13 protein-coding genes are annotated in these 19684 nt (G+C 65.2%); 9 read left to right on the top strand and 4 right to left on the bottom strand.

Features of this window, described 5'->3' with window-relative positions:
* Positions 1–507: carboxymuconolactone decarboxylase family protein (locus tag JMF82_RS21980; RefSeq protein ID WP_236585385.1), on the bottom strand; the 507-nt coding region annotated here is incomplete at its 3' end.
* Between the two features lie 122 nt (positions 508–629).
* Positions 630–1394, bottom strand: coding sequence for an SDR family oxidoreductase (locus tag JMF82_RS09385; protein WP_201314267.1), 765 nt, complete (start codon positions 1392–1394; stop codon positions 630–632).
* A gap of 287 nt (positions 1395–1681) precedes the next feature.
* On the opposite strand from JMF82_RS09385, the gene JMF82_RS09380 reads away from it, so the two are divergent.
* The 4 genes from JMF82_RS09380 (at position 1682) to JMF82_RS09365 (ending at position 5011) form a co-directional block, all read left to right on the top strand.
* Positions 1682–2269: a TMEM175 family protein gene (locus JMF82_RS09380; protein ID WP_201314266.1), complete on the top strand. Its 588-nt coding sequence runs from the start codon at positions 1682–1684 to the stop codon at positions 2267–2269.
* Between the two features lie 142 nt (positions 2270–2411).
* Positions 2412–3461, top strand: a complete 1050-nt coding sequence (locus JMF82_RS09375; protein WP_201314265.1) for a LysR family transcriptional regulator — start codon at positions 2412–2414, stop codon at positions 3459–3461.
* 111 nt (positions 3462–3572) lie between these two features.
* Positions 3573–4334: an SDR family oxidoreductase gene (locus tag JMF82_RS09370; protein WP_201314264.1), complete on the top strand. Its 762-nt coding sequence runs from the start codon at positions 3573–3575 to the stop codon at positions 4332–4334.
* A gap of 185 nt (positions 4335–4519) precedes the next feature.
* The gene (locus JMF82_RS09365; RefSeq protein WP_201314263.1) at positions 4520–5011 is read left to right on the top strand and encodes an Ohr family peroxiredoxin; all 492 of its coding nucleotides are present in this window, start codon (positions 4520–4522) and stop codon (positions 5009–5011) included.
* A gap of 32 nt (positions 5012–5043) precedes the next feature.
* Here the strand turns inward: JMF82_RS09365 and JMF82_RS09360 are convergent, their stop codons facing one another.
* Together JMF82_RS09360 and JMF82_RS09355 are read right to left on the bottom strand one after the other, a co-directional pair.
* A complete protein-coding gene (locus JMF82_RS09360; protein ID WP_201314262.1) occupies positions 5044–7983 on the bottom strand; it encodes an EAL domain-containing protein in 2940 nt (979 codons plus the stop codon).
* A gap of 234 nt (positions 7984–8217) precedes the next feature.
* The gene (locus JMF82_RS09355; protein WP_201314261.1) at positions 8218–9117 is read right to left on the bottom strand and encodes a LysR substrate-binding domain-containing protein; all 900 of its coding nucleotides are present in this window, start codon (positions 9115–9117) and stop codon (positions 8218–8220) included.
* Between the two features lie 260 nt (positions 9118–9377).
* Between JMF82_RS09355 and dgcN the strand changes: the two genes are divergently transcribed.
* The 5 genes from dgcN to JMF82_RS09330 all read left to right on the top strand — a co-directional run bounded on the left by dgcN (position 9378) and on the right by JMF82_RS09330 (position 19449).
* A complete protein-coding gene (gene dgcN / locus JMF82_RS09350) occupies positions 9378–10415 on the top strand; it encodes an N-acetyltransferase DgcN (RefSeq protein ID WP_201314260.1) in 1038 nt (345 codons plus the stop codon).
* Between the two features lie 41 nt (positions 10416–10456).
* The gene (gene gltS / locus JMF82_RS09345) at positions 10457–11662 is read left to right on the top strand and encodes a sodium/glutamate symporter (RefSeq protein WP_201314259.1); all 1206 of its coding nucleotides are present in this window, start codon (positions 10457–10459) and stop codon (positions 11660–11662) included.
* A 502-nt stretch (positions 11663–12164) separates the two neighbouring features.
* Positions 12165–15293, top strand: coding sequence for a TonB-dependent receptor (locus tag JMF82_RS09340; RefSeq protein ID WP_201314258.1), 3129 nt, complete (start codon positions 12165–12167; stop codon positions 15291–15293).
* A gap of 104 nt (positions 15294–15397) precedes the next feature.
* Positions 15398–17005 carry a sulfotransferase gene (locus JMF82_RS09335; RefSeq protein ID WP_201314257.1) on the top strand — a complete coding sequence of 536 codons (1608 nt, stop codon included), beginning with the start codon at positions 15398–15400 and terminating at the stop codon, positions 17003–17005.
* Positions 17006–17535: 530 nt separating this feature from the next.
* Positions 17536–19449 (top strand): glycoside hydrolase family 76 protein, encoded by a 1914-nt coding sequence (locus tag JMF82_RS09330; protein ID WP_236585384.1) that lies wholly within the window; start codon positions 17536–17538, stop codon positions 19447–19449.
* Positions 19450–19684: the final 235 nt, after the last annotated feature.

Below are 19684 nucleotides of genomic sequence, written 5' to 3'. Positions count from 1 at the left end.
GCCTTGCGCGGGAAGCTGCGTCAGCACTTCGGTCCAGGACAGGGCGGCCCGCTCGCGCGGCGTGAACAACGTGGACTCGCGCCAGGCTGCGACATGGTGGAGGCGCAGCGCGCGCTCGCCGTGGAGGGTCGCCTCCTTTACGTGCATGTCCAGGCAGAACGTGCATCCGTTGATCTGCGATGCGCGAACGTTCACCAAGTCGTGGGTCGTCTCGTCGATCGCCGAATGCGCGAGCGCATTGCTGAAGTCGGCGAACTTCTTGAAGAAATCGGGAGCCTGCTTTTGATAGTCGAGACGCATGGTCATGATGGATCCTCGGGCAAATGCGATGCCGGCTGCGATGGGAACAACCATGTGCCAGAGCTCACGGTGCCATGGCAGGCTAGAATCGACGACGCATCCCCGGTAGCACCCTGGAGCGGAGCATGGTGTTGCCTGCGGGGCATCAATGGCTGCGTGCATCGCATGAAAACCGGCAACCGGCGGCGCGGCATCCGCGCGTCGCATGCAACGCACCAACCTTTTCCGTATCCGGCGCGGTGCCGCGACCCAAACGACATGCATGGCTGCCGCGTGCCGCTGCTCCATCGCAGCGGACTGAAGCATGGCCGCGTACCGCCGGCGAGTAGCTACCAGCCGGCGCCCCAGTATTCCGACTGCCCGAGCCACGCCTGGAAACCCGTGGAGCAAATGCGTGCCCCCTCCTTCGGCAGCAAGGATTCGTCATCCAGCCGGGCGCCGAAGTACGGCGCGAGCGTGTCCGTCACCACGTCATAGGGTGCCTCGATCTCGGTGAGAAAGCGCTGGATAATCTCGGAGAGCCGTTCGCGATCCGGCCCGGCAATCTCGACCATGTCATTTTTCGGTGGCCGCACCGCCAGTTCGGCCAGCGAGGCTGCAACATCAGCAGAAGCCACGGGCTGTATATAGGCCGGCGACAGGCGGAGCGTCTGCTCATAGACGCTGCGCTCAACGATTTCGAGCAGGAATTCGTAGAACTGCGTCGCGTGCAGGATCGTGAAGGGGATACTCGATTCACGGATCATCCGCTCCTGCACGGCCTTGCCGTGCAGATAGGGACTGTCGTCCAGGCGGCCGGTGCCTACGACAGACAATGAAACGTGATGCTTTACCTCGGCCGCTGTTTCCGCCGCGAGAAGATGGGTGCCGCCGGCCTTGAAGAATTCGAACGATGCCGGGCCGTCGCGCTCAGGCGAGTTGCTTGCGTCCACGACCACCTCGGCCCCCGCGAGCGCCTCGGCAAGGCCGGCGCCCGTGGTGATATCCACCCCTGAAACGCGCGATGCCGCCGAAACATCATGCCCATGGAGCCGAAGCCGCCGCACCACGTTCCGGCCGACCAACCCGTTACCGCCGATCACGACGATTTTCATGAGCCACCTCGAAGACGGCGCTGTTCGTCCCATGGGTGGTCGCGCGCGGCACCCGGTCGCCGTCGATGCTAGGGCGGCGCACTTCGCCCCAATAGATGCCCGAAAGGACATGGTGCGTTGTCGGCAACGCACCAATGGCAAGGCCGTATCGGGGTATATCGTTATCTCGTCCGTGCACTGGCGTCGCGCCGCTCCCGGCGCACCGTGAAATCCACGGGTCGCCACCCTGCTCCGCCCGTACTCGGCGCAACCATGATGCGGCGCCACCCAGGAGAGAAGGCATCGATATGGGAAAAGGTCGACTGGAAGCCTTCACGGACGGCGTCATCGCCGTCGTCATCACGATCATGGTGCTCGAACTGCGCGTGCCATCGGAGGGCACGTGGCGCGCGTTGCTGGAGGACGGCCCGGTATTCCTTAGCTATATCCTCAGTTTCATCTACGTCGGCATCTACTGGAACAACCACCATCACATGTTGCAGCTCGTCCAGCACGTCAACGGAAAAGTGATGTGGGCAAACCTGTTTTTCCTGTTCTGCCTGTCGTTGTTCCCGTTTTCGACCGCATGGCTCAACAAGGCGCATCCGCAGCCGGCCGTGGCGCCGGCCGTTTTCTATGGCATCACGCTATGGTTGGCCGCGGTTTCCTGGGAGATGCTCGCGCGCACGCTGATCAGCGCCAATGGCGGGCCGGGCTCGGAGCTTCGCAAGGCGCTGGGTTCGGATCGCAAGACCCGGCTGTCGATCTCCATCCAGGTCTGCGCCATTGCCCTCGCCTATGCCAACCCCGTGGTTTCCTGCGCGCTGTACGCCATCGTCGCCGCCATGTGGTTCATTCCGGACCGTCGCATCGAGCGGCGTCTCGGCGAAGGCTGACACTCCCGCACCGGCCGCCGCCTGGACGGGGCAATGTCACAAACGCCCCGCCTGAAACGACTAGTGGGTGTGTCGGGCCGGAGACAGCGCGCGAGATCGCTTTTGCGGCCCTCCCGCATCGAAAACCACGAGGCGTCCGCACATGACTTTCAACTTGCAAGACAAGCCCCAGGGCGAGGCTGCGGACTCGCTCGCCTCCAGCTTCACCGCCAGCTATGCCGGCGTCGTCGCCTTCATTGCCGTCGCGGCGGAAGGCAGTTTTGCGCGCGCGGCCGACCGCCTTGGCGTTGGCCGGTCCGCCGTGAGTCGTAGTGTGCAGAAACTGGAAGCCCAGCTGGATGCGCGTCTTTTTCTGCGCACCACCCGCAGTACCTCGCTCACGCGCGAAGGCGAATTGTTCTATCGCAACTGCCACCCCGGCGTGCAGCGTATTGTCCAGGCCCTGGAAGACATGCGGGAACTGCGCGCGGGGCCACCCCGCGGGCAGCTGCGCATCAGTGCAACCACCGGGTTCGGGCGCCAGGTGATCGCGCCATTGCTGGCCGGCTTCCGCGCGCGCTTTCCCGATATCGCCATCGACCTCATGCTGGACGATCGCCCGACCGACTTCACTTCCGACCGCATCGACATCGCCTTCCGCGACGGCCAGCTGGAGGACAGCCAGATCGTGGCCAAGCGGCTCGTGCCCATGCAGATGCTGGTCTGCGCATCGCCGGAGTACGCCGATGAGCATGGCCTGCCCCGGCATATCGAAGAGCTTGCTTCGCACGCTTGCGTCAATTACCGCATGGCCTCCGGGCGCGTGGCGGAGTGGGAATTCAAGTCGGGCGGGTGCAGGCAAAAGCTCGTGCCGCCGGCCGTCTATACCTTCAATGATGCCGACCTCGTCCTGCAAGGCGTGCTGGCCGGCGAAGGCCTGGCCCAACTGGCGGGCTACCAGGTCGCGGAACACCTGCGCGCGGGGCGGCTATTGGCGTGCCTCGCGCAGTACGCCCCCGACGACCGTGGCCATTACCTCTGCTATCTCAGTCGCCAGCAGATGCCCGCCCGCATCCGCGTTTTCATCGACTACATCACCGAGGCGGTGCGCGCCCTGGACCTGTATTACATCAGCGGCCTGGATTCGATCGATGGCGAAGCATCGATCGCCATGGTTTCCAATGCCCGGGTCTTGGAGGAACTTCAGGATTGATGCGCTGGACGCAACACCGTGAGCCCGTCGCGGCGCCTACCGGGCGCGGGCGCTCGTACCTAGCATGCCATCGCGGCGCACCATCGGCGCCATTTTGAATGGAGGTGTCCCATGAAGATCGTGGTTATCGGCGGTACGGGATTGATCGGCGGCAAAGTCGTCGAGCGCCTGCGCAAGCGCGGCCATGAAGTACTGGCCGCATCCCCTTCCTCCGGCGTCAACACGCTCACGGGTGAAGGCCTGGATGAAGCCATGGCTGGCGCCAGCGTCGTGATCGATCTCGCCAATTCGCCCTCGTTCGAGGACCAGGCGGTGCTCGAGTTCTTCCAGCAATCGGGACGCCACCTCTTCGCCGCCGAAAAGAAGGCTGGCGTGAAGCACCACGTGGCGCTCTCGGTGGTGGGTGCCGAGCGCCTCGCCTCCAGTGGCTACATGCGGGCCAAGGTTGCGCAGGAGCAGATCATTCGTGCATCGGGCATCCCGTTCACGATCATCCACTCCACCCAGTTCTTCGAGTTCCTCGGCAGCATCGTCAAGGCGGCTTCCAAGGGCGATGCCGTGCATGTCTCTCCCGCGCTCATGCAACCCATCGCCTCCGAAGACGTGGCCGACGCCGTCGCTGACTACGCGCTCGACACGCCGGCCAACGGCATCGTCGAGATCGCCGGTCCCGACAAGATCAGCATGTCGGGTTTGGTCGAGCGCTTCCTTGAGCTGACCCACGACCCGCATCACGTGTTCGCGGACGTGGACGCGCCCTACTTTGGCGCCATCCTGCAGGAGGATTCCCTGCTTCCTGTGGGTAAGGCACGGCTCGGTCCCATCGACTTCAAGTCATGGTTCGACCGGTCGGAATATGCGCGGGCGGCCTGACATCGAGCGATCCTGGTGTTCCGCTGCGGATATCACTCGACGGGAGAGCATCTTCGGACGCGTGATGACCACCGGCTGCTTTGGCTGCCTTGTGTTCCCGCGGGGCCATACGCGCTTCGGCCTTGAAAAGACCCGCCCTTTGCCCGAGCGTGTGAGTCCTGCGCCATGAGGTCCGGAGTTCCGCCATGAGCAAACTGCAGCGTCCACCCACATCCTTGCTCGACAAGTATCGCGGCGTGGCATTCCAGCCGCTCTACACGGCAACCGTGCGGGTCAGCGGCGGCGAAGCCAGGCATGCCCGCACGTCAGGAATCGCGCGTTCCGACGACGGGCGGCTGGATGTCACGCTCCGACTGCCGACCGAACTCGGCGGACAAGGCGAAGGCACGAACCCCGAGCAACTCTTCGCGGCCAGTTATGCCGCGTGCTTTCACGGCGCGCTGAGCCTGCTGGCCTCACGTGCGAAAGTGGCCATCCCCGATGCCGAAGTCACCGCATCGGTCACCTTCGGCAGGGATCCGGTGGATGGCCTCTTCTCCCTCGTCACCGATGTGCGCATCAGCCTTCCCGGCGTCGAGCGTGCCGTGGCGGAAGAGCTGGTGCGCAACACGGAGCGCATCTGCCCCTACGCAAAGATGGCGCGCGAGGGCATTGAGTGCAGGGTGTCGCTGGCGTGAAGGCAGTGCTGTTGTCCGCGACGACCGGGGCCTTACCGCATGGCACTCGGCAATGATGCCGGCGGCCAACGCTTCAGAAGCTCGGCCAGCGGCTCGGGCCTGCCCAGATAGAACCCCTGGGCACCGTCGCAGCCGTGGCGATGGAGCCATTCGTATTGCGATGAGCGCTCGATGCCTTCGGCCATCACGCGAATCCCCAGGCTCTTGCCAAGCGAGATGATGGCTTCGCAGATCGTGGCCGACCGGGCGTCGCGGTCGACGTCGCGTATGAATCCCTGGTCGATCTTCAGCATGTCGATCGGCAGGTCGCGCAGATAGGAAAGGCTGGAAAAGCCCGTGCCGAAATCGTCCAGCGCAATCGCGATGCCTTCGTCGCGCAACTTCCTCATCACGTCGATGGCCTTGTCCCGGTGTTCGATCAGGCAGCTTTCCGTCAGCTCCACATAGATGGCGCCGCCTTCCAGGGCGTAATGGGTCCGGGCCGCGCGAAGGTTCGCCACCAGGTCACCGTTGCGCAGTTCCGCCGGCGAGACGTTGATGCCGATCGGCAGGTGCCTGAAGCCCGCATCCGCAAGTCGCGTGGCCGCCTTGGCCACCTGGTTGAGAACCCACTGCCCCAGCGGAACGATAAGCCCCGATTCCTCGCACAACGGAATGAACGTCGACGGCGGGATGAACGTGCCATCGGGTTGCGGCCATCGGATAAGCGCCTCCAGCCCGATGAGCCGCATGCCCGGGTAGTCCGTGATGGGCTGGAAGTGCAGTTCGAATTCGTGCCGATTGACGGCCCGCCGCAAATTCGCGGCGAAGTGCAGCCGCTCCCGGGAGTCGCGTGCGAGCGAGGGTTCGAAGCCATGAATGGGGCGGTCGCTGCGGATATGCGCATGCGCCGCCAATGCGGCGCATCCGAGCAGCACGTCCGAACGCACGGCATCGTCCGGATGCCTGGCGGTGCCCACCACGATGTCTATCTGGTGCTGGGTGTCCTCGTAGAACAGGGGCTCTGCCACGCACTGGACAATCCAGCGCAGACGGACCTCGGTCATGAGTTCCCCGGAAGCCATCCATGCGAACGCCTCCTGGTTGATCGCCGCGAGGAATTCGTCGGGGCCGATACCTTCGCTCAGGCGTGCCGCCATGGCCTGCAAGGTGCCCGTCGCCACCTGGATGCCAAAGGTGTCCGCAATGGCATCCATGCCCAGCAATTGGATATAGGCGATGCCGAACTCGCGCCCATTGGCCACGAGCGTGTCCATTCGACTCAGTAGCGCATGCTGATTGGGTAAGCCTGTCGCCAAGTCATGCGAGGCGTGGTACATCACTTCCCGCTCGCCGGCGAGCTCCGCGCGGACGTCCTCCGCCATGATCAGTCGCGCCGGCACGCCATTGAACTCGATGTCGGCCGCGTGGATGCGCACATCGATGGCCCGGCCGTCCTTGGTGCGGTGCACCCACAGCTGGGGATTCGTCCTTTCGTCGCTGGGCATCCCAAGATGCTCGGCGAGTTCACGACGGTCATCCGGATCCCGGATGTCGTGGATGGTCATGCGGAGGAATTCATCGCGCGTGTAACCGTAGGCCCTCACGGCTTCGGCATTGACCTCGAGAAACCGCAGGGTGGCAGCGTCGAACACCCAGAATGCGAGCGGATTGTGGTCGAACAACGTGCGGAAGCGGTGCTCGCTTTCCGCGTGCCTTCGGCGCGCCTCCCACTGCTCCGTGACGTCGACGACCGTTCCGGTCATCTTTTTGGTCCCGTCATCGTCGACCACGACCTGCCCGCGCGCGGACAGGTGGCGCACGGCGCCGCCGGACTTCCGTATCTGGAATTCGGCATGCAAGGCGCCATGGGTTTTCCAGGCTGCCCTGGCCTGCCTGGCGAGTGCCGGTCGATCCCTGGGGAGCACGAGCGCCAGGAATTCCCTCGCACTGGCCGTGCATCGCCCGCCGGAAAGGCCGAACAGCTCGCCACTCTCGTCGGTGCAATGGAAACGCGAGTCGTGGAAGCTCCAGATGGCGGTCCGGCCCACGCGTTGCGCGGCGTGCAGCTCCTGCGTTTTGCCTACCAGATGACGGATGTAGTAGCGCTGCATCCTCGTGGCGCGGTACATCACGCCCAGCAAGCCCGCGAAGACCAATAGATAGAGCGCGTAGAAGGCGGCGGCCACCGCGACATGCCTGTGCCAGGCGGCAAGTGCTGCCTGGCGGCTGGTATGGGCAATGACCTTGAAGGGATAAGGCTCGACCCGCAACGACACCACGAGGGGTGAAGGCGCGTGGACCTTGAACAGCTTTTCGGTCCAGGACGGTGTCTCCGCCATATCGGCCGATGCCGGCGTCGCGTCCAGGTTGCCGCCCTGCGCGATCGGCCTGCCCTGCTCATCGACCACCTTGAAGGACGTGCCGCTTCCATGGGGAACATTTTCAACGGCACGTTCCAGCGCGGACAGGCTGATGTCTCCAGTCACCCAGCGGCGGCCATCCACGGGCGCCGCCACGGACAGCGCCAGGCCGCCGGGCAGCCTGGTGATGGGGCCAAAGCATGGCGCGCCCGACGGCGAGGACGCGCGTGCCGCGCACAACGTCCACCTGGGCGGCGGCATCGACGGCGCGGCACCGTCGCCGGGCGTGGCGACATCGAGGAAGGTGATGTCCACCATCTGCGGCTGGCGCCCGAGAATTTCCGTGACCAGCCCCTTGATGAGCACATCGCCCTGCTCCGGTGCCGTGCGCTGGAGGCGAGCCGATTCCTCGGCGATGAAGGTCATGGCGTTGGCGCCGGTGCGCAAAGGCAGGCGAACGGCCTGCGCCACGTTGCGCGCCACCTCGTCGGCGCGGCGGCCGCTTTCCTCGAGCTGCGAGTGAAGGTCGGATCGCAGGCCGTTGATGATGGCGGCGAGGAGCAGCACGGCCGTCAGGACGCCGAACAGGAGAATGGCCAGCGGCGATGGAATCTTGGGAGGAGCCTTCATTGTCACCATGGTTCGCGCAGCCGGTCCTGCGTTACATGAGCAGCGAAAGGGTCGCGGAGCAAGGTTCGCCGGCATCGCGCCATGACGGTTCCGCCATGATCGCCCATGCCGCGCTTCCCAGTTGGAAGCAAATTTCGCGCCGCGATGGAGATCAAACCGTGAAGTGGCGCCCGCTTCATTCGCCGCGATTCGACCGCCGGGCCATCGATATCGCAAATACGCGGCAAGCGCGACTCAAGAGTTCGTCAATATCTTCTTCGCCATTTGCCTCATGTAGTCGAGGAAGCGCGTCTGCACGCTGTCGAGCGGACTGTCGGGACGGTAGACGGCGTACAGGACGACGTCCATCTCCAGCTTCAGGGCGCGCTTCTGCACGGGCTCCCTGCTGCATTGCGCGGTGAAGGGATCGACCAGGGCCAGCCCGCCTCCCCGCGCGACCAGCGAGCAGGCCAGCTGGTAGGTCTGCACCCAGACCTTGGTCACCGGCGCCGGCTCGACCTTGGTGAGATGGTTCTGCAGCATGGCGCCCAAGGCATCCTGGACGGTGATGCCGATCATCGGCTGGCCGGCCAGCGCCTTGATCGGCAACGGCCGGTCGAGTTCACGCTCGGGCCACCAGCCCGGCGGCGCGATCACCTTGATGTTGCCGCGGCACAACGGCTCCTGCACCAGCCCATGGTGATTGATGTCCTGCAGGGTGAGGCCGATGTCGGCTTCGCGCAGCATCAGCGATTCGCACATGACCGCCGAGTGCTGGGTGAACAGCTCGACGATGGTTTCCGGATAGACCTCGCCCAGCCGCGCGATGGCATCGGGTACCAGCACCTGGGCCAGCGCCGGCGTGCAGGTCACCCTCAACGGATGGCTTTCCGGCCGGGTGATGTTCACCGCCAGGCGTCGCAGGTCGTACAGGTCGCGCATCAGCTTGTCGATCTGGTGGCGCATCAGCAACGCCTGCGGCGTGGGCTGCAAGCGGCCGCGCACGCGGCTGAAAAGCGGAAAGCCCAGGTGGCTCTCGGCCTGCTGCAATGCCTTGCTGGCCGCGGGCTGCGACACGTTCAACAGGCTCGCTGCGCCAGTGAGGCTGCCCGTGCTCAGGACAGCATGGAACAGCTCGATGTAACGCAGACGCATAGCCCGATCCCCATCTGGTCCAATGCGGCGATTGCCCGCTTTCAGTGCAGCACATTACCGATGGGCAGACAAATTCGGCGGTGCCAGAAGGCATGCCGCGGGCATCCGGCATCCACAACCACCGGTTATGCCTCGTGCCCATCTTTTCATTGGCTGCACGCCTGTAGCGCTGACTATGCTCGGCCCGGCGGCAAGGACGCCTCACGCACCGGGGTTTCCGCCACGCATGGAACGACCTGCCCGCAGGAAAGGAGCTGCCGATGTCCGCGCAAGGCGAAGAAGGCGCCCCGTGGGGACCGCCGTACGTGTTGTACCTGGGTAGTGCCGCCGACGACCTGTCGATCAAGACAGCGCGTGGCCTGGCGTATTGGCGGCCGCAATGGTGCCTGGGCCAGTATCGCCGGGAGGACTGCGCGGTGACGCTGGGGCTGCGGGATGTCGGCCTCGCGCAAAGCCTGGCGGATGGCGCACGCACGATGGTGATCGGCGTGGCGAACGCAGGCGGCGTGATGGGCCCGGAGATGATCGCCGACGCCATTGCCGCGCTGGAGGCTGGTCTTCACGTGGTGTCGGGCCTGCATCATCGGCTCAATGACGACCCCGATATCGTGGCGGCGGCACGCAGCCACGGCCGCACGCTGTTCGATGCGCGCGCGCCCAGGCCAGGCATACCGGTGGGCACCGGCAAGCCGCGTGCGGGACGGCGACTGCTGACGGTGGGCACGGATTGTTCGGTGGGCAAGATGTATACGGCGTTGGCGCTGGAGCGCTCGCTGCGCCGGCGCGGCCATCGCGCGGATTTTCGGGCGACCGGCCAGACAGGCATTCTCGTCGCGGGCTCGGGCATCCCCATCGACGCGGTGGTGGCGGATTTCATCTCCGGCGCGGCCGAAGCCATATCGCCGGCGCGGAACGACGACGGATGGGATCTCATCGAGGGCCAGGGCTCGCTGTTCCATCCTTCCTTCGCCGGCGTATCGCTCGGCTTGCTGCACGGCTCTCAGCCCGATGCGCTGGTGCTGTGCCATGAGCCCACGCGGCGCCATATGCGCGGACTGCCCGGTTATCCGATCCCCGATCTCATGGCCTGCATGGAAGCCAACCTCGCCGCTGCGCGACTGACCAACCCGGCAGTGAAGCCGGTGGGCATCGCGCTCAATACGTCGAGCCTGCCCGTGGACGAGGCGCACGCACTCTGCGAGCGCGTCGGCGCCTTGTTCGGCCTGCCCTGCCAGGATCCGGTATCCATGGGCGTGGAGGCCATGACCGACCACCTCCTCGCCAGCTTCGCGAAATGAGCATATAGACTCACCCTCGCTGTCGACCTGGGTACTCGCGCGTGCTGACACTCGACTCGATACAGACATTGGCCTGCGGCGGCCTGTTGCTGCTTGTCGGCTACGCCATCCGGCGGCGCGTGCCGGTGCTGGCGCGCTTCAGCATTCCCGCGCCCGTCATTGGCGGCCTGCTGGTGGCGCTGCTGATGCTGGCGTGCCGGCACTGGAACGTCACGCCCATCCATTTCGACACCGGGCTCGAGCAGCCGTTGATGATCGCCTTCTTCACCGGCATCGGCTTCAACGCCAGCGCCACGCTGCTGAAGATCGGCGGCCGGCAGATCCTGCTGTTCCTTGGATTGGCAAGCGGGTTGGCCGTGATCCAGAACCTGCTGGGCGTGGGTATGGCCAAGGCGTTTGGACTGCCACCGCTGTTTGGCGTGGTGACCGGCTCGGCCACGTTGGCGGGTGGGCCGGCCACGGGACTTGCGTTCGCGCCGCTGTTCGCGAGTGCCGGCGTGCAGGGCGCCAAGAGCGTGGCCCTGGCCAATGCCATGGCCGGCATCGTGTGCGGCTCCATCCTGGGTGCGCCGCTGGCGGCCCTGCTGATCGAGCGGCTTGGACTGTACCCTGCCGGCGCCACGCGCGCGGACACCGACGCGACGGCACCGCCCGTCGCGCCATCGACGAAACGCCGGATCGCGGACCCTGCCTACGCGGGACTCAAGAGCCTCGTGTTCATGCTGATCGCCATGGGTATCGGCGCATGGATCAGCGCGGGCCTGGGGATGCTCGGCCTCACCCTGCCCGCGTACATCGGCGCCATGCTGGCGGGCGCGGTGATCCGCAACATCGACGATCACTTCGGCTGGTTTGGCCTGTCGGCGTGCAGCATGGAGATGATCGGCAGCATCAGCCTCTCGTTGTTTCTCGTGATGGCGCTGATGGATCTGCACCTGTGGGACCTGTCGGGCATGGCGGCGCCGCTGCTGGTCAACCTGGCGCTGCAGACCGTGCTGGTGGTGGCCTTGTGCTGTTGGCCGCTGCTGCAGCTGATGGGGCGCGACTACGACGCCGCCGTCATGGCGAGCGGCTTCACCGGCTTCATGCTCGGCACTACCGCCAATGCGATGGCCTGCATGAGTTCGCTCACGGAACGCTTCGGCCCCGCGCCACGCGCGTTTCTCGTCGCGCCGGTGGTGGGCGCGTTCCTCATCGACTTCACCAATGCCGTGATCATCACGGTGTTCGTCAACGTGTGGAAGTGATCTGAGGTAGACGGTGATGCCTGCGTGGCGCAGGCGCGCGCGTCGACGCCCGGTGGATCGAGCCGTTTTTCGGTGTCGCGGCATCGAATCGCTGGCGCTGCGCCATCGATGATCGGCCTGCCGATTGCGCGCGGGCCTCGCAAACCACGTCCCCATAACCCCCAGTTATGGTGAGCCGATGTTTTTTCATTGGCGGCTCGTACCAGCCCGAGACTACGCTCGCGCAAGCACTTGTGGGCTGGTTGGGGAGAACCGCTCGCAGCGCATGCCAACTCACGAAGGATCTGTCCCATGAGGCCGATCCGCATCGCGATGTCGAAGCGCGCTGTCGTCGCCTGTTGCCCGGTCAGGTCCAGGTTTCGTCTGTCGAGCCGTCACGGCTCGCATGACCTGTGGTTGCCGCGAAGCCATCCGCGTTCCGTTCCTGCCAAGGACCGAACGCACCGCTCCTCGGCCTGAAGGCGCAGTACGGGCGTTTCAACAGAGTGGAGTGCACATCGTCATGAAGGGCAAATCTTTGCGCGCGCTGCATCCCCAGCATGTCCTCAAGTGCAAGGCGCTACCGCTTGCCATCGGATCGATCGTCCTGGGCCTCACGGGCAACGCGTGGGCGCAGGCGACCAACGGCACGATCTACGGCACGGTGCCTGCGGTGGCAGGCGAATCTGTCCAGATCACCGGCGGCTCAGGCTTCAATCGAACCATCGATGTCGGGGCATCCGGCAAGTACTCGGTCACCTTGCCGGTCGGCACCTACACCGTGTCGCTGCTGCAGGATGGCAAGGTCGTGGATTCGCGCAGCGGAGTGAGCCCGGTGGCGGCAGGCGCGGTCGCGGTGGATTTCGCCGCCCCGACTGCCACGGGAGCCCGGACGCTGAGCACGATCAACGTCACCGGCACGTCGCTGCCGCCCATCGACGTAAGCACCACCAACCAGGTGACGACGATCACCGCGAAGCAATTGCAGCAATTGCCCTTGCAGCGCACCGCCGAGGACATCGCCCTGCTCGCGCCTGGCGTCAACCTGGGTTCGCCCGAGATCGGCACCGGTCCGCTGGGCACGCCGAACCTGGTGTTCGGCGGCGCATCGACGGCGGAGAACGCCTACTACCTCGATGGCATGAACACCACCGAGCTGCTCAACAACCAGGGCGGCATCTCCCTGCCCTATGGCGCCATCGAACAGCAGCAGACCTTCATCAGCGGCTACGACGCCCGCTACGGCCGCTCCATCGGCGGCGTGATCAACCAGATCGGCAAGAGCGGCGACAACGACTGGCATTTCGGCGCGCGCGCCCTGTGGCAGCCGGGCAGCCTGCGCACCGACCCGGACAACTACTACTACGCCAACAAGCTGGTGACCAGCGCCGGCAACCGTCCTGGCGACCTGGCCGTCTATCGCAACAACAACAGCAGCAGCGAGACCATCTACGACGCCTACGTGAGCGGCCCGCTCATCAAGGACAAGCTGTTCTTCTACATCGGCATGGAGCAGGACGACTCCCATTACCGCACCACGTCGGAGTTCAGCAGCACCGCCACGACCGAGACGTGGAAGGTGCACGATCCTAAGTTCTATACCAAGTTCAACTGGAACATCAACGACAGCAACGTCCTGAGCGCGAGCTATGTGCAGAACTCGCACAAGACCGCCGGCACCATCTACGACTTCGACTACGACACCCTCAAGCCGGGTGACTTCAACAGCCTCGACCAGATCAAGCGGACCACGTTCAAGGTATGGGTGGCCAACTACACCTCCTACATCACCGACAACCTGACGCTGAATGCGATGGTCGGCAAGATGCACGGCTCGTACTACACGAGCCAGCCGGGTTATGAAGGCTTCGACCCCCTGCTGCCGCATATCGCCAGCAGCTCGGTGCAGGATCCGGCGTTCGTGCCTCCCGGCGGCATCTCCAACTCGCAGATCAACTCGACCATCACCGACCCCAATCACAAGGAGTCGGTGACGAACTACCGCCTGGACCTCGACTACAAGCTCGGCGACCACGACTTCCAGGTCGGTATCGACAACATCAATTCCACGGACTTGAACGACGGCTCGGTGAACCCCGGTCCGGGATACCAGTGGATCTATGGGCAGAGCGACCCCGGCTCGCCGGTGTTCGGCGTGGACCCCAGCGTGCCGCCCTATGTCGCGCCATCGACCCAGTGCCACCCTGACAGCACCGGCACGGTTCGCTGCTACTACGTACAACAGCACACCGACATCAGCGTGGCTTCCGTGCGCGTCACGCAGCGCGCGCAGTACGTCATGGACAACTGGCAGGTCACGCCGAACCTGCTGTTGAACCTGGGCGTGCGCAACGACCAGTTCACCAACTACGACGCCTCGGGCGTGCCGTATATCCGCCTGACCAAGCCGCAGTGGGCGCCACGCCTGGGCTTCAGCTGGGACGTGCATGGCGACGCCTCGCTGAAGGTGTTCGGCAATGCGGGCCGCTACTACCTGGCGCTGCCGGAACAGGTGGCGCTGTCGATCGCCGCACCGGTGACCAATGCCGGCGTGTATGGCACCTACACCGGCATCGATCCGGCCACGGGCGCGCCGATCGGGTTCACGCCCCTGCCGCAGAATCCGTCGACGGGCGTGTCGATCGACAGCGAGTACGGCCAGGCCAAGGACCCGCGCGTTTCCGCATCGCGCAACATCAAGGCCGAGTACTCGGACAACTACGTGCTGGGCCTGCAGCAGCAGTTCGAGATGCTGGGGACGTCGTGGGTGTTCGGCGCGACCGGCACCTACCAGCGCATGAACCGCATCATCGACGACTTCGACGATATCCAGATCGAGTGCGCGGCCGGCCGCGCGCAGGGCTATGCGTTCATGACGCCGGACACCTGCAGCCAGTGGGCGCAAAGCCTGGTGCTGATCAATCCGGGCGAGACCAGCAACCTGTGGATGCGCTCGCCGGGCGGCGCGCTCGTGCCGGTGACGTTGTCCTCCAAGGACCAGGGCTTCCCGAAGGGGCCGACGCGCCGCTACTACTCGCTGGATCTGTCGCTGGAGCACGCGTGGGACGGCAAGTGGTTCGCCAAGCTCGACTACGTGTTCTCGCGCACCTGGGGCAACGACGAAGGCCCGGTGAGCACGTACTCCCAGCAGGGTGGCTCCTATGAGTCGCTCACGACGGGCTGGGATTTCCCCGAGCGCATGGAATATTCCTCCGGCGTGCTGCCCAATGACCGCAGGCACCAGATAAAGCTGTTCGGCGCCTATCAGGTCGCCCCGGACTGGACACTGGGCGCCAACCTCTACATCGCATCCGGCACGCCGGTGCTGTGCCGTGGCGGCTATGGACCCAACCAGCTGGCGCTGCACGGCTCCCATACCTATTACTGGTGTGGCGGCGAACCTGTCCCGCCGGGTTCGCTGGGTCGCCTGCCATGGACGCACCAGGTCGGTCTCAACGTGGATTACAAACCGGGCTGGGCGGATCACAAGCTCGATTTCAACCTCGCCGTCTTCAACCTGCTCGACCAGCAGACGCCTGTTTTCTATAACGACTTCTACGGCACGACCTCCAGCCCCAATCCCGACTTCGGCCGGGTGCAGGACACGCTCTCACCGCGCTACGTCAGGTTCTCGGTGGCCTACGATTTTTGACGACCCGCAGACCTCCCTTCCCCGCGCCGGGCCCTGCCCGGCGTTTTTTTGCGACGCTTGCGCGACTTGTATAGTCTGCGGAATCGATCATTGCCGGTGACGACATGACAGAACCTCGGCCAGCGCAGGGCGTGCCTCGACAACCGCTTTCGGGCGCGGCCGAACGCTTGCTTGCGCGAGCGCGCGAAGAATGGGCGCGCCATGCCCTCGACGCCGCCGAACGTTCCTTGATCGGCGTGCTCGCCCTGGTGCCGGAGGAGCCCACCGCCATCCGCATGCTGGGCATGGTGGCCCAGCGCCGCGGCAATCACGCCCAGGCCATCGACTGCTTCCAGCGCGTGCTTTCGATATGGCCCGACGACTCCGACCTGCATGTCTGCCTCGGCATCGCGCTGTTCGAACGCGGCAACGTCGGGCAGGCGCTGGAGCATCTTCGTCGTGCCTGCGAGTTGCAACCGCGATCCGCGCCAGCCTGGTTCAATCTCGGCGAAGCACTGTCGAGGGCGACGCACACCGGCGAGGCTGTTTCGGCCCTGCAACGGGCACTCGCGCTTGATGCCTCGCATGTGCCCGCCCGCTTGTCGCTGTCCAAGGCGCAGGCGAGCCTGGGCGAGATCGACGCTGCCGTGGCGGGTTTCAGGGAGGTCATTCGCCTGGATCCAGCCCATGCCGAGGGATGGTTTGGCCTGTCGAATCTCAATACCGTCCGCTTTGACAGCGCGGACGCGGCGGCCCTCCAGCGCGTCCTGGCACGCGAAGGCTTGCCGCCCCGCCACCGCGAGTTGCTCGGTTTCACGCTCGCCAAGGCGCAGGAAGACCTGGGCGATTACGGCGAGGCCTTCGAAACGTTCCGCTGGGCCAACGCCTCGCGCCGCAAACGGGTCAAGTGGGATGCCGCCGGGGAACGCCGGCGCGTGGACGCGATCCTGCGCATCTTCGCCAGCGACATGCCGCCGCCACTGGATCCGGCACTCGGCCGTGAAGTCACCTTCATCGTCAGCATTCCACGTTCGGGCTCGACACTGGTCGAGCAGATCCTGGCGTCGCACCCGGAGGTCGAAGGCGCCAACGAGATCAAGGACATGTCGCAGGTGATCGACGACGAAACACGTCGGCGCCATTCGGCCTTTCCGCTATGGGCGTGCGACGCCACACCCGAAGACTGGCATCGACTCGGCAAGGAGTACCTCGCGCGCACCGCGCAGTGGCGCAAGGCCAAGCCGCGCTTCACCGACAAGAGCCTGGTGACCTGGTACCTGGTGGGTGCCGCGTTGGCGATGCTGCCGGCGGCGCGCGTGGTGATCGTTCGCCGCGACCCGGTCGAAACCTGCCTTGCGTGTTACCGCCAGTGCTTCACGGAGCAGACCGGCTTCACCTGCGATCTCGACGAGATGGCCGACTACTGCGTCGACTTCTCGCGCCTTACCCGTTTCTGGCTGGAGCGATATCCCGGCCGCGTGCTCGATCTTCCATACGAGTCGCTGGTGGCCGAGCCGGAGCCCGTCATCAGGAACCTGCTGGATTTCTGCGGCCTCCCGTTCGATGCGGCCTGCCTTGCCTTCCACAAGACGTCGCGCACCGTGATGAGCGCGCCCAGTGCCGCGCAAGTCCGTCAGCCGCTGCGCCGGGATACAGCGCGAAGCGCCCGCTATGGCGACAAGCTCGACGGCTTGCGCCAGCGCCTTCGGGATGCCGGGTTGCTGATCGATTGAGCGGGCCATGCCGCACGTCGCGGCAACGATTCGCGCCCGCATGAAATCGCCAGGCACGTGCGAGCCCGGCGCGCCCCATGCAGTCCATGGCGTCGAGCTGAAACTCCGCACGCCCGCGCGTCGCGTCGCAAGCGGACGCGAGCGATGCCATCGCGCTGCAAATCAACCTGCTGACGCGGCGGCGCATGCGCGCTTTTGCAACGCAGCAAGCTTCGCATCGCGAAAGCAGGTTACAGTTGCGCAGAGGCACAGATCGCCGAGTATCCGGACACGGGGACCATCGCGGCATGGCCTTTTTTTAGGATTGATATTTAGATCGATCTAAGTGCGGGATTGAAACAGGGCGGCTGGCGAGCGCCAGGTGGCGCTTGCCGGGAAAAGACTGGCTTACAGGCGTATGGACTTGGCCGTCTAGACGGCTCCGTGCGCGAGGTTTCCATGCCGGATCACCGCCCACGCTCCGGCTGTGGACAGGTGGGGCAATGCAGCCCCACTCTCTTCGTGGGTATCCGAAAGGAGCGCTTCTGATCATGAATCTCGAAGCCTTACGCATACGTGCCCGGATGCTGCTGGCCACGGCCAGCTTGATGATCGTCACCGCCGCCATGCCTGCGGCAGCGGTCGCACAGACCAACCCGGACAGCCCGCGGGCCGACGGGTCGACGGCCGTCGCCCGCGCCCGGGTCGCGGCCGACGTCCTGATGAGTTCGTACGACCCCGCCAAGGCCTGGTTTCCCGCCAGCTGGTGGAACTCGGCTGTCGCGCTGCAGACCATTGGCGACTACATGCAGCGCACCGGTGATCGCCGCTATCTCGGCCAGCTGGACAACACCTTCGAGAAGGACAAGGGTGTGTTTCCAGGCGGCGTGCTCTCCGGCGATCCGCTGCTCGGCAACTTCACCAGCCGCGCCATCGACGACACCGAATGGTGGGGCCTGACCTGGGTGCAGGCCTACGATCTGACCAGGAATCCGAAGTATCTGGACATGGCGGTCACCATCGCCAACTACGTGAATGGCTATTGGGACACCAGCACTTGCGGTGGCGGCGTCTGGTGGAACGCCGAGCGCACCTACAAGAACGCCGTCACCAACGGTTTGTGGATACGGCTCACCGCCGAGCTTCACAACCGGATTCCCGGCGACACGCTCTGGTTGACGCGTTCCCGCACCGCCTGGGCGTGGTTCCAGAACAGCGGCATGATCAATGCCAATGGCCTGGTCAACGACGGCCTCACCGATGCGTGCACCAACAACGGCCAGAACGTGTGGACCTACAACCAGGGCCTGGCGATCGGCGCCGGCCTGGAGTTGTGGCGCGCCACCAGGGATACGGACATCCTGGCGAGCGTGCGGCGCCTGGCCGATGCCGCGACGGGTCCGAACGCGCTGGTGACGAACGGCATCCTGACCGAAGCCTGCGATGCCGCCACCCAGACCTGCGATGACAATGCCAAGCAGTTCAAGGGCATCTTCATGCGCTACTGGACCGACCTGGTCGACACCACCCACGATGCGCAGTACGCGGCGTTCCTCGTGCAACAAGCCGAAAGCATCTGGGCCAACGATCGCGACGCCGCCGGCCGGCTTGGCACCCGCTGGTCCGGCGCCACCAGCAACGATCACCCCAATGTGTTCGACTGGCGCACCCAGGCCAGCGCGCTCAGTGCCCTCATCGGCGAGGTGCCGACCCTGACGCCGCAGGTGTCGTTGGCCGCCACCATGTCGCCGGCGCAACCGGTGATCATGCCGGCCGCATCGGGCACCACGGTGGTCGGCATCGATCTTGGCGCCTCGGCCACCGGCTTCTTCCCGTTGCAGACACTCGCCTCCATCGATGCGCCCGTCGGCTGGAATGTCACGCCGCGCTCCACCATGCTGACCCTGCAGCCGCACGGCAATGCGGCACCGGTCAGCGGCGCCATTCCGCTGAAAGTCACCGTGCCGAGCTCGGCAATCGACGGACATCACATGGTCACGGCGAACGTGGCGGCGGCCGGCCTCCACTTCACCACGCAGGCGGATGTACTGGTGGCGCACAAGATCGATTTCGACACCGGCACCGTCGATGAAGATCCGTGGCTGTTCGATCCCGATGGCTCGCAGAGCAACGGCGTGCAGAACCGCTTCGCCGATGGCAACGCCCACTTCACCTACCGGTTCCCCTTGCCGGCCGATGCGACATCGGCGCAGGTCACCCTGACCATCGATGCCGAATTCCTGGTGCAGGTCAGCGCCGACAACACGCATTGGACAACCGTGTTGCAGGAGGCCAATCGAGTGACCGATGGCTCGAACAAGGCCGACCGCACCATCGACCTGACGCCATATCTCGGCACGGCGATCAATGGCGCCAAGCCGGTTTACGTCAAGGTGTCGGACGCCTTCCCCGATGACGGCTGGGGCGGACGCGTGTATCACGTCACGGCGAACATCGTCCAATAGCACACCCGGTGCCCCCGGCCTCGATCATGCGGGCCGGGGGCACCACCATCGCCGCGGCGCGACGGCAGGTGCGTGACAGCTCGTTCGTGTGCGCCTGTGGATGCCGCTCGCCCCAAGCATGACCAACCGGCGGTAACGACGCTTCCGACGGCCCTGCCCTCGCCTTCCCGAACCCACGCTCCGCGAAGGCGGATCGTGTTTGGACGTCCATGGCGTTTCGTATCGCCACGCCGGT

Origin of the sequence: Dyella sp. EPa41, from assembly GCF_016586165.1 — a bacterium.
GTDB lineage: Bacteria > Pseudomonadota > Gammaproteobacteria > Xanthomonadales > Rhodanobacteraceae > Dyella.
The sequence above is the reverse complement of the archived record's forward strand: the minus strand, read 5'-3'. Positions and strand labels throughout refer to the sequence as shown.